Source organism: Celerinatantimonas marina (assembly GCF_046054165.1).
Taxonomy (GTDB): Bacteria; Pseudomonadota; Gammaproteobacteria; order Enterobacterales; family Celerinatantimonadaceae; genus Celerinatantimonas.
Map to the genome: position 1 here is coordinate 1 of NZ_JBFNXK010000028.1, position 15857 is coordinate 15857.

The window sequence follows — 15857 nt, forward strand, 5'->3', positions numbered from 1 at the left end:
TCGAACCCTCGATAGGGCTATAAACCCTATACTCCCTTAGCAGGGGAGCGCCTTCAGCCTCTCGGCCACCTCACCATGATTTCGGGTGGTGATAATACTGTTTAAAAAAATTTAGTCAAACGTTTTTTAATAAAAGCCAGATCATTCGCTCAGCAAACAACCAACCTGAGTGCTTTGCCACCAGAAGCCATAAATCGGTACCCCAGATCCACTATAAATCTATATTTTAGCGACAACAGCGGCTTTCTTTTCCATTCAATCAAAGAATGACCCAGCACAACCGAGAGCTCAAATAAAAGATCAACACTATTGGATGATATAAACTATCGATTTAAGAACATCGAACCATACCACTAAAATGAACTCACAAAGTGATTCATCGATTAGTTCTTGAATGGCTCAACGAACACGGAAGGATAAAAACAAAAAAAGGAAGCCAAAGCTTCCTCATGAGGCGAATTCCCGAATGACTAGCTGTTAGCTGCCTGGGTGGCGTTCTTTTCCGCCTGAATTCGCATATAGATTTCTTCACGATGAACAGATACTTCTTTGGGAGCATTCACACCAATACGGACCTGATTACCTTTTACACCCAACACAGTGACAGTTACTTCGTCACCAATCATCAGTGTTTCCCCTACCCGACGAGTTAAAATAAGCATTCGTTGCTCCTTAAAATCCTAAAAAATTCGCCCTAAACAGATGGTTCTATCATAATGCTAATTGAGCTCTGTAGACTATATAGATTATCCACTATCAACGTCTAGAATTTCTCTTCTTTGGCGATATTTTCTAATTCAAACGCCCGATGCAAAGCACGAACGCCCAATTCAAGATATTTTTCATCCACAATCACAGAGACTTTAATCTCCGATGTGGAAATTAATTGCATATTAATGCCTTCCTGCCCCAGAGTATCAAACATTTTCCGAGCGATCCCTGGGTGATTCATCATCCCCACACCCACTATAGACAATTTTGCGATTCGATCGTTCCCATGTACTGATCGAGCACCTAAAGTCCGGGCTGATTCTTCAAGCAATTCATAGGCTTTTTTATAGTCTGAACTTTGCACGGTAAATGTGAAATCTGCAGTTCCATCACCAATACTATTCTGAACGATCATATCAACATCAATATGAGCATGGCCAATAGGATCTAACAGTGTCGCTGCAATGGCAGGCTTATCCGGTACACCCAGAATTGTCAAACTTGCCGTATCGCGCATAAAGGCAATCCCAGAAATTACAGCAGCTTCCATTTTCTTCCTCTCATAAGTAATCAGGGTTCCCTGGCTATCTTCTTCAAATGATGAAAGAACCCGCAATGGCACATTATATTTTCCAGCAAACTCAACGGAGCGAATTTGTAATACTTTCGCTCCTAAACTGGCCATCTCCAACATTTCTTCAAATGTGATTTGATCTAATCGACGAGCCCGGGGTTCAACCCGGGGATCAGTCGTATAAACACCATCGACATCCGTATAAATCTGGCATTCATCCGCTTTAAGCACCGCAGCAATCGCAACAGCAGTCGTGTCACTCCCCCCACGGCCCAAAGTTGTAATACTATTATCTTCAGCTCGTCCTTGAAATCCGGCGACAACAACTACATTTCCAGCTTTTAAATACGCATGCACCGGCGCGTCATCTACTTTAGTTATACGCGCTTTACCATGAGCACCATCCGTATGCATCCGTAGTTGATCTCCGGTCATAGAAACGGCCGGACAACCTATTTTTTGCAGGGCTATGGTCAATAATGCGATCGTCACCTGCTCACCGGTCGAAACCAGAACATCTTTCTCCCGCTCACAGGCATTTTCATCCAGTTGGGCAGCCAATCCTAACAACCGGTTGGTTTCACCTGACATCGCTGAAACGACGACTACCAGATCATTGCCCTGTTCACGGCACTTTTTAATACGTTGGGCAACGGCTTCAATTCGTTCAATTGAGCCAACTGATGTACCACCGTATTTTTGAACTAATAAGGCCACTGCAAATTTCCTTACCGTATAATCGAAATAGGTTAAAGTTTATCTGACAACCATTGTCTGGCCGCATCCAAAGCCTGAGCTAACGCTTCAGGTTTCGAACCCCCAGCCTGCGCCATATCCGGACGCCCCCCACCTTTACCACCAACGACTTCAGCGGCAACATTCACAAGTTCACCCGCTTTGACTTGATGAGTGAGATCTTTGGTGACCCCGGCAATCAGATTTACTTTATCCGCAGATGCGGTACCCAACACCACGATACCACTTTGCATTTTCACTTTAAGATCATCTAAAGTGGTCCGCAGTGACTTCGCTTCAACTCCTGCCAAATCAGCTACTAGGACTTTAACACCATTGATGGTTTGAACCTGATCCAAAATACTGGCACCAGCCTGAGCGGCCAGCTTCGCTTTAAGTTGTTCAAGTTCTTTTTCAAGTAACCGCGTACGTTCCTGCTGCTGGGTAATCCGTTCAGCCACGCCAAATAGTTCGCCTTTTAATTCATTGGCAGCCATTTGCAGTTGAGCTTCTAGTTTCTGAACATAATTAACCGCATACAGCCCAGTCACCGCTTCAATACGGCGAACACCTGATGCAATTCCGGTTTCATGAAGAATTTTAAATAGGCCGATGTCCCCTGTTTGAGTGACATGGGTCCCCCCACATAATTCAGTGGAAAACTCACCCATCTTGACCACTCGGACTTCATCACCGTATTTTTCACCAAACAAAGCCATCGCTCCGGCTTGTTTCGCATCATCCAGTGACATCACGGTTGTATTAACCGGTAAATTACGACGGATCTGTTCATTCACCAATTGTTCAATCTGTTTCAAAGTCTCACTATCAATTGCTTCAAGATGCGAGAAGTCAAAACGTAACCGACTCGGTTCAACCAATGAACCTTTCTGAGCCACATGAGCTCCCAAGATCTGACGCAACGAGGCATGCAGTAAATGGGTCACAGAATGGTTTAATGCACTGGCTTTGCGCAGACGCGAATCAACACGAGCCGTAACTACGTCATCCACTTTAATTGTGCCATCAATCACAGTTCCGTGATGAACGAAGGCATCACCACTTTTGGTAGTATCGTCAATACGAACCTGACCATCTTTTAATAGCAACACACCGTGATCGCCGACCTGCCCCCCTGATTCAGCATAAAATGGGGTCTGATCCAAAACAATTTGCACATCACCGCTAACGGCTTGACTGATCGCCTGACCTTCCGTGAATAAACCAATGACGCGCACTTCACTTTCAAGCTGCTGATAGCCGATAAACTGAGTTTTACTATCAACATGAATCGCTTTAGAGTAATCGACATCAAACTGACTCGCCTGTTTACCCCGTTGACGCTGTTTTTTCATCTCAGCATCAAAGCCAACTTCATCAATAGTGTAGTTACGCTCACGGGCTACATCACCGGTTAAATCAGCCGGAAAACCATAAGTGTCATAAAGTTTGAAGACTAATTCACCCGGAATAACTGTCCCGTCTAACTGGCTGAGTGATTCATCTAAAATCTGCAGACCGCGGTCTAAAGTTTTCGCGAATTGTTCTTCTTCCAGACGCAATACTTTTTCGATCATCGATTGCTGCTGTTTTAGCTCAGGATAGGCTTCGCCCATAATATCCACCAGTTCCTGAACCAGTTTATAAAAGAAGACTTCTTTACAACCCAGTTTATTCCCGTGACGAACCGCACGACGGATAATTCGGCGCAATACATAACCACGGCCTTCATTCGAAGGCATCACACCATCAGCGATTAAAAAGCTACATGAGCGAATATGATCGGCAACAACTCGCAATGATTTATCACTCAAATCAGCATAACCGATGATCGCTGCAGCTTTTGCAATCAAACGTTGGAAAATATCGATCTCATAGTTGGAGTGAACGCCCTGTAAAATCGCAGCAATTCGTTCCAACCCCATACCGGTATCGACAGATGGTTTTGGCAATTTATCCATTTGACCATCGGCATGACGGTTAAACTGCATAAAGACGAGGTTCCAGATTTCAATAAATCGGTCGCCATCTTCTTCTGGAGATCCTGGAGGCCCCCCCCAGATATGTTCACCATGATCGTAGAAAATTTCGCTACATGGACCGCAAGGGCCAGTATCACCCATCTGCCAGAAATTATCAGATGCGTAGCGTTCACCTTTATTGTCACCGATACGGACAATTCGATCAGTTGGAATGCCGATTTCATCAGCCCAAATATTAAATGCTTCATCATCTTCGGCATAAACGGTGACAAGCAATTTTTCTTTAGGAAGCTTAACGACTTCGGTTAGAAATCCCCAAGCAAAACGAATGGCGTCATGCTTGAAGTAATCCCCAAAACTGAAGTTTCCCATCATTTCAAAGAATGTATGGTGACGAGCAGTATAACCTACGTTTTCGAGGTCATTATGTTTACCACCCGCCCGAACGCAACGCTGGGCCGTTACCGCTCGATTATAATTACGCTTTTCTAGCCCCAAAAAAATATCTTTAAACTGGTTCATCCCGGCATTGGTAAACAACAATGTCGGATCATTATGCGGAACCAGAGAGCTGCTCGGTACGATCTGGTGTCCTTTACTCTGAAAGTACTCCAGAAACGCACTCCGAATCTCAGCGGAAGTCATTTTCATTGATAAATCCTGATTCTTAGTCTTTGCTGCCGATTAGGCTATTTCTGAATTTTCCGGCTCAGAAGCCGTTTTTAGAATGAGCAACAATATAGCATGCGTAGCCTGCCTTAGAAAGCCACTTAACCGTAGAGGAATGGTAAATAATTAGTCGTTTTCACCACTTTGCAAATGCTGCATAAATGATTGGATTAAATCAGAATCAAAACCACGTCGATAAAGAAAAGCAGAGCATTTACGCTTTAATTGCCAATCCCCCGGAAGTTCTCGATATTTTTTGTAGAAAGCGTGATCAATCGCCTGCCACCAATCCCAATCATCTTGCTGTAAGGCCCTGTCAGCAACCGACCGCTCAACACCTTTACTGACCAGATACTGCCGAATATACGCCGGACCATATCCACTACTGATCCGGGAGCGAATCAAACCCAGCGCATAAGTTTTATCATCAATCCAACCATAATTTTCAGCAACAGCCAACGCCTCTTCAACTGATTCAAGCGAATACTCTTTTTCTAATAGTTTCTGTGCTAATCGAGCTCGACTATAGCTGCGCCGGGATAACAGCTCCATCATTGCACCTTTAGCCGTTAATTTACTCTGAACCATAATGACTGCATCTCGTGAACGTAAAAAGGGCCTTTCGGCCCTTTTCTAATTGACATCTATCTTACTATCTTAATCTGACACTTGATCATCGTCAGTCAAATCTACCATTGCTGAATCCGGCTCAGATACCGACGGTGCTTTTCCCGGTTCGGTAATTCCCGGTTGACCCAATAACAGATCCCGCAATTTAGTATCAATTTCATGAGCAGCTTCAGGATGCTCCATCAGGTATTTACAAGCGTTGGCTTTACCTTGACCAATTTTAATACCATTGTAACTAAACCAAGCGCCGGCTTTCTCAACTAATTTCTCTTTAACCCCAAGATCAATCAGCTCACCAAATCGGTTAATACCGCCACCATACATGATCTGGAATTCAGCCTGACGAAATGGAGGGGATACTTTGTTTTTAACCACTTTCACCCGGGTTTCGTTACCCACCACTTCATCCCCTTCCTTAACGGCACCAATGCGCCGAATATCCAGACGAACTGACGCGTAAAACTTCAGTGCATTACCACCAGTCGTTGTTTCAGGGTTGCCAAACATCACGCCAATTTTCATTCGGATCTGATTAATAAAAACAGCCAAGCAGTTGGATTGTTTAATATTACCGGTCAATTTACGTAATGCCTGGGACATCAAACGAGCCTGTAAGCCAACGTGACTATCGCCCATTTCACCTTCAATTTCAGCTTTGGGTGTTAAGGCGGCCACCGAATCCACGATAACCACATTCACCGCACCGGAACGCACTAACATATCGCAAATTTCCAATGCTTGTTCACCCGTATCCGGCTGAGAAACCAGCAGATCATCGACATTAACGCCTAATTTACGAGCATAAATCGGATCCAAAGCATGTTCGGCATCGATAAACGCACAGGTTTTCCCTTGTTTTTGGGCTTCAGCAATCACAGACAGCGTCAATGTCGTCTTACCTGAAGATTCAGGACCATAAATTTCAACAATACGGCCATAAGGCAAACCGCCAATTCCTAATGCGATATCCAGCCCCAAAGAGCCTGTTGAAACAGATTCAATGTCCAGCATTGCCGCGGCACCATCGCCTAAGCGCATGATGGAACCTTTACCAAATTGTTTTTCAATTTGACCTAATGCAGCAGCCAGGGCTTTTTGTTTGTTCTGATCCATTCGATCCTCGTTTAAGCTTATAGTCAGGCTTTTGATTATCAGTATACTGTTTATTTATACAGTATCAAGATACTTTTTCATTGTCTCTATATTTTCAAGCACCGCTATTGTAACGCGTTTTATCGACCGTACCGATCTCGAACCGTGATTTCCTCACGCTCACACTCTCCAATCACCAGTTCAAAATGAATGATTCTCAAGCAATCAATTGATATAGCGATATTTTTCAAACCAGAACCCAACATGAGATAACTCCAGTTCAATCCTCATCATCGGCAGTCTATCTTGATAATGCGCACAATATTAATAAGGGGGCGTTTCATCCGTCAAATTTTCAATAGGAATAAATCCATATTCTCGCAGGATCTGCTGGATAGGTGCCGAAATTAAAAACTGACCAAAATGAATTGCAGCGGACAATGCAGGTTTTAAAACCGTATATCGGTAAGTTGCCTGAATATTGTCATGTTCCGGGATCTCAACGACATGAACTCCACGTATCGCTCGCATGGTCGCTATATGGTTCGCATAGCCAATGTGAATATCACTCTGATGGGTCAACACCAGATGAACCCCTGCGGGAATCGTTGGGGTATAAAGCGAGGTTTCACTATCTAATGACCCGCCAACCAATGGCAAAGTTCGTTCTCGAAGTTGCATTGCTAGCTGCGGATCCCAACGCGCAATCCGATCAAAAAATTGTTGTACATAATCGCCGCCCGGATCTTTTCCGGGAGTAGAGCTGGATAATTTCATGGTACGGGAACTCAATAAAGGAAGCCATGATTGACCTCGCACCATGATGTCATCTCGCATCACCAGACATAACTGATTATGAGCAAAAATCTGCCCTTGTTCAGCTAATCCTAGCTGTTCCAACACTATGGGATGGGCACAATTGGCACTGGCAAAAAAATCAACATGAGCACCGTGTTTAATCCGCTCTGCAAGCAGGCCTGCCGGACCAAATGTCGCATCAATCGCGACTCCAGTAGCGGCGGTAAACAATGGAAAAAGAAAATTAAATACGGATTTCAAACTACCCGCTGCATAGATTGATAATGTTGCGTCCATTACGGCTCCACTAACCACGGAATAAAAGTACTGTAACACTGACCACCATAGTCATAAGTTCCTCTCTGGATCGGAACTCCATACAAATTCGAAAGCACATCTTCGGTTAATACTTGCGCACTGGGACCATATAAGTGCTGACGCTGGGCTAACAACAGCAACGAATGGTGGGCAATCAACTTGGCATGTGCCGGTTCATGAGTCGAAAATAGAATACTCAGATGCTGCCGATCCGCTAATTGTTTAAGCAATGTCAAAACAATAGACTGATGGGCCAAATCCAATGCAGTAGCCAGTTCATCAAGGATCATAATCTGACACTCACTACTTAAAGCCCGGGCAATCAAAACCAATTGCTGCTGACCTCCGGATAATTGGTCAAACGCGCAGAGAGCCAGATGTTCAATCGATAACTGCCGCAATGCCCGATAAGCAATCTGCTCATCTTTGGCTCCCGGTACGGAAAACATCCGGAGCCGATTCGCTCGCCCCATTAAGACAATGTCTAAAACTCGATAGGCATAAGATGCCTGAAAACGTTGAGGCACAAATCCAATATGGGCTGAACATTGCACGGTCCCACTCAATGCCCGCAACTGCCCGGTTAAAGTACGCATCAACGTGGTTTTTCCCCGCCCATTGCCTCCTAAAATGGCTGTGATTTCCCCCGTTTTAAGCTCTAGATCCAGTGGCCGAAACAGCGGATCATGATGTTGATAACCACAAATGAGCCCCCGCGTTTTAAGCAACACTTGAGTCACAATCGCTCCTTATCCCGATTGATATAAAGCAAAACGGCAATCAACGGGGCACCTAATAACGCGGTCAAGATCCCAATAGGGATCTCTGAACTACTCAGGCATCGAGCCAAATCATCCACTAACATCATAAAACAGCCCCCGATCCACAACGAAGCCGGAAGCATCACACGATGATCGGTTCCGACCCACAGACGAGCCATATGCGGGATCACTAAACCAATCCAGCCAATGCTGCCACTGTAAGCCACTTGAGCAGCAACAATCACGGCCGAAAAAACCAATAATAACCAACGCACCACTCCGGCATGTCGATCCAGCAATTGTGCATCCTGTTCGCCCATCGACAACACATTGAGTCGCCAACGTAAAGCCATCAGTAATGCTCCCGAAATACCCAACGGGATAGCCAATCCCACTAAACTTTGCCAATGTGCAGTGGCAAAACTACCTAGCAACCAATAAACAATACGCGGCAACTTTTCTTCGGTATCCGCTAGATATTGCATCAAACTGACGAGTGCTCCAAAAAACCCACTGAGGATCACGCCCGCCAAAATTAACACCAAGCGGCTCCGCCGAGAAAATAATGAAGCCACAATAAAAATCAGCAACAGAGCCAACATGCCAAATAGAAATGACGATGCCAGTAATAATCCATCAGACCATCCCCACAAGATCGCTAAAGTTCCTCCAAAAGCGGATCCCGAGGACACGCCAATCAGATGAGGCCCCACCAGTGGATTATGAAACACCCCCTGTAACACAGCTCCGCAGACGGCCAACCCGGCACCGGCCAAAAAAGCCATCAAGATCCGAGGAAGACGGATCTGCCAGATCACCTGCTGAGCAATCGACATCGGTTCTGCTGCCGAATGCAGATGGGGATGCAACAAAATTTGCAGAGTCTGAATCGCCGATAATGAAAAATCTCCCATTCCCAGTGATAACAGCATAATAATCAAAGCCATAAACGGTAATACACTGAGCTTGATACAAGATTCGGATCGCCTCATTAATTCTGACTTAATATCGAAGGCTGATAATGAGTTCGATAAAAACGCTGATAATAATCATCGGCAGCTTTATTCACATCAATATCGGCAAAACGCTGTGGATAGAGCCGCTTTGCCAACCATAATTCTCCGACGGCAACCGCTTCCGGCATCGGATATCCCCAAGCTTTCGCATACTGAGGCATATAATAGATACGCTGATGTTTAACGGCGTCAATTGACTGCCAAAGTGGATCAGTTTTAATTTGTTGGATCACCTTGGGATAACGATGCTGAACTAAAATAACCTGTGGATCCCATTGCAATACTTGTTCGATAGAAACTTGCTTGTATCCTTTAATCGCTTGAGCAGCGACATTAATAGCCCCGGCATGATGCATCATCAGGCCGATGTATTTCCCATGTCCATAAGTAATCAAATTCGGATTTGCCATATAGACTCGCGGCCGTTGCTGATCAGTTAATCCGGCTAAACGCCGAGTCACTAATTGCCGCTGCGCAAAAATATAATCAATCAACTGACGGGCCTGTGCAGTGCGATTTACCACCTCACCAATAAGTTGGATCCCCTCTTTAAGCCCCTGATTATAGGTTACCTCTTCATTCGTCAACGATGGGTTGAGCTGACTGGCTTGCCCGGGTTGATACTGTCTTAATGAAATGGCAATGACCGGAATCCCGACTCGTTCAATCGCAGCCAGCATCTGCGGCGGTGCGTAATTCGTCACGAACACAACTTGGGGCTTTAACTTCAACAAACTCTCTATATTGACTTGAGTCAGATCCCCTGGCATAGGCAATTGATCCAGTCCTTTGGCCAACCGCAAATAATCACGCCCTAAACGTCGTTGCCAACTGGAGAGTACACCGACTATTTTGCGCTGAGCATCCAGCTGAACCAGAATATCCAAGGTCTGATGCTGTAACACCACCACACGGTTGACCTCATCAGGAATCGTAACTTGACGCCCTAACTGATCAGTGACTACTCGTTGAGCCCATACTGATGAGCTCACCAGTAACAACATACTTCCCCATATGCTCGCCCACTTTTTCATGTGCTCGGTTCCCTACCACGCGTTATATACAAAAACATATAACGATTACCACAGAATAAAAGCAATCGCATCTATTTTTCAATACAGATTTAAATCAATAGAAATGAAAAAAGCCACTAACAATCGCTCGTTTGATAAAAAGCACCTGAAAAGGTGCTTTAGATTTATCTAACCGGCAATTTGATTGAGCTTATCAATATCGGCTTCAGGAAGAATCAACTCAGCCGCCGCCAAATTGTCTTGTAAATGAGCTAAGGATGAAGTCCCCGGGATCAATAAAATATTTTCTGAACGCTGTAGTAACCACGCTAAAGCCACCTGCATAACAGAAACCTGATGCTGACTGGCAATCTCATCTAAAACCGCAGACTGTAATGGGGAAAACCCACCCAAGGGGAAAAATGGGACATACGGAATATGTGTTTTAGCTAATTCATCAATAAAATCATCATCCTGACGATTCGCCACATTATACATATTCTGAACACAGACAATATTCACCATCTGCTGCGCCTGTTCCAACTGTTTTGGCGTCACATTACTCAGTCCGATATGTTTAATTAGCCCTTGTTGCTGGAGCTCTGCTAACACTGACAGCGGCTCTTCTAAACTCCCCTCGGCTGGCCCTTCTGCAAACATCGCCCGCAGATTCACAACATCCACCGCTTCAAGGCCCAAATGTTCACAGTTATCATGAATCGCCCGAATGAGCTGCTCTTTTTCAAAAGCGGGGAGCCAGTTCGCTTTGTCATCTCGCAAAGCTCCCACTTTAGTTACAATCGTCAATTCATCAGGATAAGGAAATAGCGCCTGTTTGATTAACTGATTCGTAATATATGGACCATAAAAATCCGATGTATCAATATGGTTCACACCCATTGCCAAAGCCTGTTTTAAAACCTCACAGGCCAGATTTGGATCCTCCGGAGCCCCAAAAATACCTGGGCCGGATAACTGCATCGCACCATACCCCATACGATTCACTTGCCGACCAGCAAACTTATATGTGCCCGCTTTTGTTAGATCTACCATGTTGCACCTCCTTATTGGCATCCATCATGTCACCTTATTCCAGATTGATCCATTTGCCCAATATTCCGCGTTCTAGCTTATAAATAGCAACCGCCTCACCGCCAAAACCTTTAGAGGCTGTTGACCTTGCGTGATAATGCTGGCAGCAATCGGATTTAAATAAAACATTCTGAACAATGTTGCCCTCTGTTCGCTTAATTCATTAAGCGTCACAGACCGAGCCTTATTCAAAATGCGTTTAATTTGAACAAAATTAAACCATGAACGATCAACAGCCTCTAGTAATTTCGGAGGAAAACGTGCATCATCCAAACTTCTGTGTGTAGCCAGCTGCAACCGAAGCTAAACACCTACAGAGAATATTTCAATTGGATCAACAACATTGATTGCATCCTTAGAATCTAAACCCGATATCATTTATCTATGCGATTGATCATCAGACACAACTTGTACTTCATAAAACCGATCGCAACACGCACAAAACCAGTCATCGCGTATTTTTTGAGTATTCGTTTATTATTCGCAACCACTCGCTCTTACTCTTTTGTATTGCAGGCTTTATAACTCTATGCATACTTTAAAACCGGCATTCAAAGCTTCTTTGCCTATCGTTATCGGATATCTTCCTATTGCATTTGCTTTCGGCATGACGGGCGTTGTCAATGGTTTGCCAATTGAACTCATTCTGGCGATGTCCGCTTTTATTTATGCCGGAGCCAGCCAATTTATTCTGTTGGCAGCCATTCATACCGGGACCTACTGGCCACTCATCATTGGTTTATGCGCGCTAATGGATATCAGACACTTTTTATACGGCACAGTATTAATGTCAAAGCTGCCCGATGGTTTTAAACAAAAACTCGGCTTTGCCTTTTTATTGACCGATGAGGTTTTTGCTACAGCGCTGGTCAAAATATCACAACACCCCAAATCGGATCGTTTAAACTGGGCCTGCTGGCTGGGAGGGATCAGCTATCTTACTTGGTTTATTGGAACCACGCTGGGAGCACTGGCTGGCGTCAGCCTCAGTGCCAAAATACCACTATTAACGACGGTGATGCCATTTGCGCTACCCGCGTTATTTATTGTACTGGTTTACGAAAGCCTAACCCCATTTACTCGTCTCCCCATGCTTGTTTCAGCACTAGTTGCAGCCATACTCTACCTGCAAGGCATGACCGCTTTAGCTTTATTAGGCGGAGCCCTATCGGGATGCGTCATAACCTTGATCCGGAGTAAATTTACTCATGCCGTCATTTAACCAAATCTGGCTAGCGGTACTTTGTATGGCTGTTGTCACATACAGCACACGAGTCCTGCCTTTTATTTTAAAGCGCATGCAAAAGCAGACCTCTCAGACCGATAAAAACTCACCGGTTTTGGCCACATTAGGGCCTTCATTACTCGCAGCCATTACCGTTGTGACCGTCATTCCCGGCGTTCAAAAAACCATTCAGTTGGGAACTATCGCACAGCTGAGTTATATATTGGGAGTGCTGACGACACTACTAGCCCTTAAATTCACTCGGAATGCCGGCTTCGCTGTTTTAGCCGGAGTCGCAATATTCGCGCTCGTCAGTTACTGTGGTTCACTTTAACCAGCCACGGTTGCGATCAAAAGAACGCCATTATGATACAATCAGCAATACTGAGATTATTGCGATTTCGATGATTAGATAAATCATGTGAGTCACCTTATAATCAAGTTCTTGTCTATATAGGTTCATTTTCATACCGCTAACCAATAGTAGTAACCATTTCATGAAGCAACCAAATTTGATGAATTCAGATAATCTTTTTGACGGGCATACCCCAATGATGCGCCAATATCTGGCAATCAAAGCCGAACATCCCGATATCTTGCTCTTTTATCGAATGGGAGATTTCTATGAGATGTTCTACGACGATGCCAAACGAGCGGCTCAACTCCTAGATATCTCGCTCACCAAGCGGGGAAAATCAAATGGAGAACCGATCCCGATGGCAGGCATTCCCTATCATGCGGCAGAAAGTTACCTAGCCCGGTTAGTTGAAAAAGGTGAATCCGTTGCTATCTGTGAGCAAATGGGAGATCCGGCAACAGCCAAAGGTCCCGTCGAACGCAAAGTGATCCGTATTGTCACACCCGGAACCATTACCGATGATGCACTTCTCGATGATCGACAAGACAACTTGCTCGTCAGCATCTGCCAGCATCAACAGCTATTTGGTTTAGCCTGGTTTGATATCGGCAGCGGACAATTTGTAATCAACCAATTTGAAGGCGAGGATCAGCTATCCGCCGAGTTACAACGACTCAATCCAGCAGAACTCCTTTATCCTGATACATTCACCTATGAAGCACTCATCGAGCAGCGTCGTGGATTGCGGCGACGAGGTGAATGGGAATTTGACACCGAAACGGCAATCCAGCTATTGAATCAGCAATTCGGAACCCAACATTTGGATGGGTTTGGCGTCAGCCAATATCCGGTTGCATTAGCCGCCGCCGGATGCCTATTAAGCTATGTTAAAGATACGCAGCGAACTTCACTGCCTCATTTACGCTCGATTAAAGTTGAACAATCTCAAAACTATATTCAACTGGATGCGGCTACACGTCGCAATTTGGAACTCACCCAAAATTTATCCGGCGGACATGAGCATACGCTCAGTTCCGTGATGGATCGTTGTGTCACCGCGATGGGAAGCCGGCTGCTCAAACGCTGGCTCCACCAGCCGATCACGGATCGACAAACGCTCATGGAACGACAACAGGCCATTCAACAGATCTTGAATGAGAATTTGGGAGAAGCTCTTCAACCGCTGTTGCGTCAAATCGGTGATATTGAACGCGTCATCGCGCGTTTAGCCTTAAAAAGTGCTCGCCCCCGAGATTTAGTTCGACTACGAAATACATTTACGCAACTGCCGCTCATTCAGCCCATCCTAAGTGAACATCAGGATCCTAAATTGCAGGCATTGGCCCAGGCCATGAGTGAATATCCAGAGTTATTAAACCTGCTGGAACGGGCGATTATCGAAAATCCGCCGGTACTCATCCGCGATGGGGGTGTCATTGCTCCGGGTTATCATGAAGAATTAGATGAGTGGCGAAGTCTGAGCAGTGGGGCCAGTGATTATCTCACTCAGATTGAGCAACGTGAACGTGATTTAACCGGAATTAATACCCTGAAGCTCGGTTATAACAAAGTTCATGGTTACTATATTGAAGTCAGCCGAGCCCAGTCACATCTAGTTCCGGAATATTATACGCGCCGTCAAACACTCAAAAATATGGAACGTTACATTATTCCCGAGCTTAAAAAATATGAAGACAGAGTATTGTCCAGTCAGGGCAAGGCCTTGGCTCTGGAAAAACGCCTTTATGATGAACTCTTAGATCAACTACAACCTAGTATTGCTGATCTGCAACGAACCAGCGATGCTTTAGCCGAATTAGATGTTCTCAGTAACTTAGCCGAGCGGGCTGAAACACTCAATTATCACCGTCCAATTCTGGATCAAAGTGAACATATTATGATTGAGCAAGGGCGTCATCCGGTGATCGAGCAGACCAGCCACCACCCATTTATTGCCAATACCACGCAATTAGATCAAAGCCAACGATTATTGGTGATTACCGGCCCCAATATGGGGGGTAAATCCACCTTTATGCGCCAGACGGCTTTAATTGTACTGCTGGCTCACATTGGGAGTTTTGTCCCAGCCAATACGGCTAATATTGGCTATGTCGATCGGATCTTTACCCGAATCGGCGCGTCTGACGATCTAGCCAGTGGCCGCTCCACATTCATGGTCGAAATGACCGAAACGGCGAACATTCTGCACAATGCAACCCGCCACAGCTTAGTGCTCATGGATGAAATTGGACGGGGCACCAGTACTTATGACGGTCTGTCCCTTGCCTGGGCCTGTGCCGAAAAACTGGCCCAAATAGGAGCCATGACGCTGTTTGCAACCCATTATTTCGAGCTCACCGAATTAGCCGATACACTGGAGTTCGGGGCTAATATTCATCTGGATGCCGTAGAGCATCAGGATACAATCGCTTTTATGCATCAGGTCCAATCCGGGGCCGCCAATAAAAGTTATGGGCTTCAGGTTGCCGCTTTGGCCGGGATCCCCGGTGATGTCATTCGTCTTGCCAAAATCAAACTGCAACGGCTGGAACAAAGTGAACCGTTATCCGCTCCCCACACTTCATCCGAAACACCCCAGCAGGCTTCATTAAGTTTAGATCCGCTTCCAGTTCATCCGGTCATTGAAAAGCTTGCGGCTATTCATCCGGATAATTTAACACCGCGAGAAGCATTAGAACTGATCTATGCACTTAAGGCACAGCTGGATTAAAAATTTATAGGGAGTAAACCATCACCCTCACCAAAAGCGGTGGTGATGGTATGACAATAAAAAACCAGCTTAAAAGCCTGTCTTTTATACAGAAGTCCCTCACATGATGTGAGGGACTTTTTTTGAACTAAATTCTTGCTTCACGATCAGAG

At 45.1% G+C, this 15857-nt stretch carries 13 protein-coding genes; 3 read left to right on the plus strand and 10 right to left on the minus strand.

Annotated features, from left to right (window positions below):
• Positions 1–470: 470 nt before the first annotated feature.
• The 10 genes from csrA to ABUE20_RS19005 form a co-directional block, all read right to left on the minus strand.
• Positions 471–662: a carbon storage regulator CsrA gene (gene csrA, locus ABUE20_RS18960; RefSeq protein ID WP_408621537.1), complete on the minus strand. Its 192-nt coding sequence runs from the start codon at positions 660–662 to the stop codon at positions 471–473.
• A 101-nt stretch (positions 663–763) separates the two neighbouring features.
• A complete protein-coding gene (locus ABUE20_RS18965; RefSeq protein WP_408621538.1) occupies positions 764–2002 on the minus strand; it encodes an aspartate kinase in 1239 nt (412 codons plus the stop codon).
• Between the two features lie 32 nt (positions 2003–2034).
• The gene (gene alaS / locus ABUE20_RS18970) at positions 2035–4653 is read right to left on the minus strand and encodes an alanine--tRNA ligase (protein WP_408621539.1); all 2619 of its coding nucleotides are present in this window, start codon (positions 4651–4653) and stop codon (positions 2035–2037) included.
• A 144-nt stretch (positions 4654–4797) separates the two neighbouring features.
• Positions 4798–5259 (minus strand): regulatory protein RecX, encoded by a 462-nt coding sequence (locus ABUE20_RS18975; protein WP_408621540.1) that lies wholly within the window; start codon positions 5257–5259, stop codon positions 4798–4800.
• 69 nt (positions 5260–5328) lie between these two features.
• Positions 5329–6414: a recombinase RecA gene (gene recA / locus ABUE20_RS18980; protein WP_408621541.1), complete on the minus strand. Its 1086-nt coding sequence runs from the start codon at positions 6412–6414 to the stop codon at positions 5329–5331.
• Positions 6415–6717: 303 nt separating this feature from the next.
• The gene (locus ABUE20_RS18985) at positions 6718–7488 is read right to left on the minus strand and encodes a substrate-binding domain-containing protein (protein WP_408621542.1); all 771 of its coding nucleotides are present in this window, start codon (positions 7486–7488) and stop codon (positions 6718–6720) included.
• Entirely contained in the window at positions 7488–8249 is a 762-nt protein-coding gene (locus tag ABUE20_RS18990) for an ABC transporter ATP-binding protein (protein ID WP_408621543.1), read from the minus strand. The genes ABUE20_RS18985 and ABUE20_RS18990 overlap by 1 nt, the downstream gene beginning before the upstream one ends.
• The gene (locus ABUE20_RS18995; RefSeq protein WP_408621545.1) at positions 8246–9217 is read right to left on the minus strand and encodes a FecCD family ABC transporter permease; all 972 of its coding nucleotides are present in this window, start codon (positions 9215–9217) and stop codon (positions 8246–8248) included. The genes ABUE20_RS18990 and ABUE20_RS18995 overlap by 4 nt, the downstream gene beginning before the upstream one ends.
• 44 nt (positions 9218–9261) lie before the next feature.
• Positions 9262–10320 carry an ABC transporter substrate-binding protein gene (locus tag ABUE20_RS19000; protein ID WP_408621546.1) on the minus strand — a complete coding sequence of 353 codons (1059 nt, stop codon included), beginning with the start codon at positions 10318–10320 and terminating at the stop codon, positions 9262–9264.
• A 168-nt stretch (positions 10321–10488) separates the two neighbouring features.
• Positions 10489–11352, minus strand: a complete 864-nt coding sequence (locus ABUE20_RS19005) for an oxidoreductase (protein WP_408621547.1) — start codon at positions 11350–11352, stop codon at positions 10489–10491.
• 568 nt (positions 11353–11920) lie between these two features.
• Here ABUE20_RS19005 and ABUE20_RS19010 point away from each other — a divergent pair.
• The 3 genes from ABUE20_RS19010 to mutS all read left to right on the plus strand — a co-directional run bounded on the left by ABUE20_RS19010 (position 11921) and on the right by mutS (position 15705).
• Complete coding sequence (locus tag ABUE20_RS19010) at positions 11921–12613, plus strand: AzlC family ABC transporter permease (protein WP_408621548.1); 693 nt, start codon at positions 11921–11923, stop codon at positions 12611–12613.
• Positions 12600–12950, plus strand: a complete 351-nt coding sequence (locus ABUE20_RS19015; RefSeq protein ID WP_408621549.1) for an AzlD domain-containing protein — start codon at positions 12600–12602, stop codon at positions 12948–12950. The genes ABUE20_RS19010 and ABUE20_RS19015 overlap by 14 nt, the downstream gene beginning before the upstream one ends.
• A 181-nt stretch (positions 12951–13131) precedes the next feature.
• On the plus strand, positions 13132–15705 hold the full coding sequence (mutS, locus tag ABUE20_RS19020; protein WP_408621550.1) for a DNA mismatch repair protein MutS: 2574 nt from the start codon (positions 13132–13134) through the stop codon (positions 15703–15705).
• Positions 15706–15857: the final 152 nt, after the last annotated feature.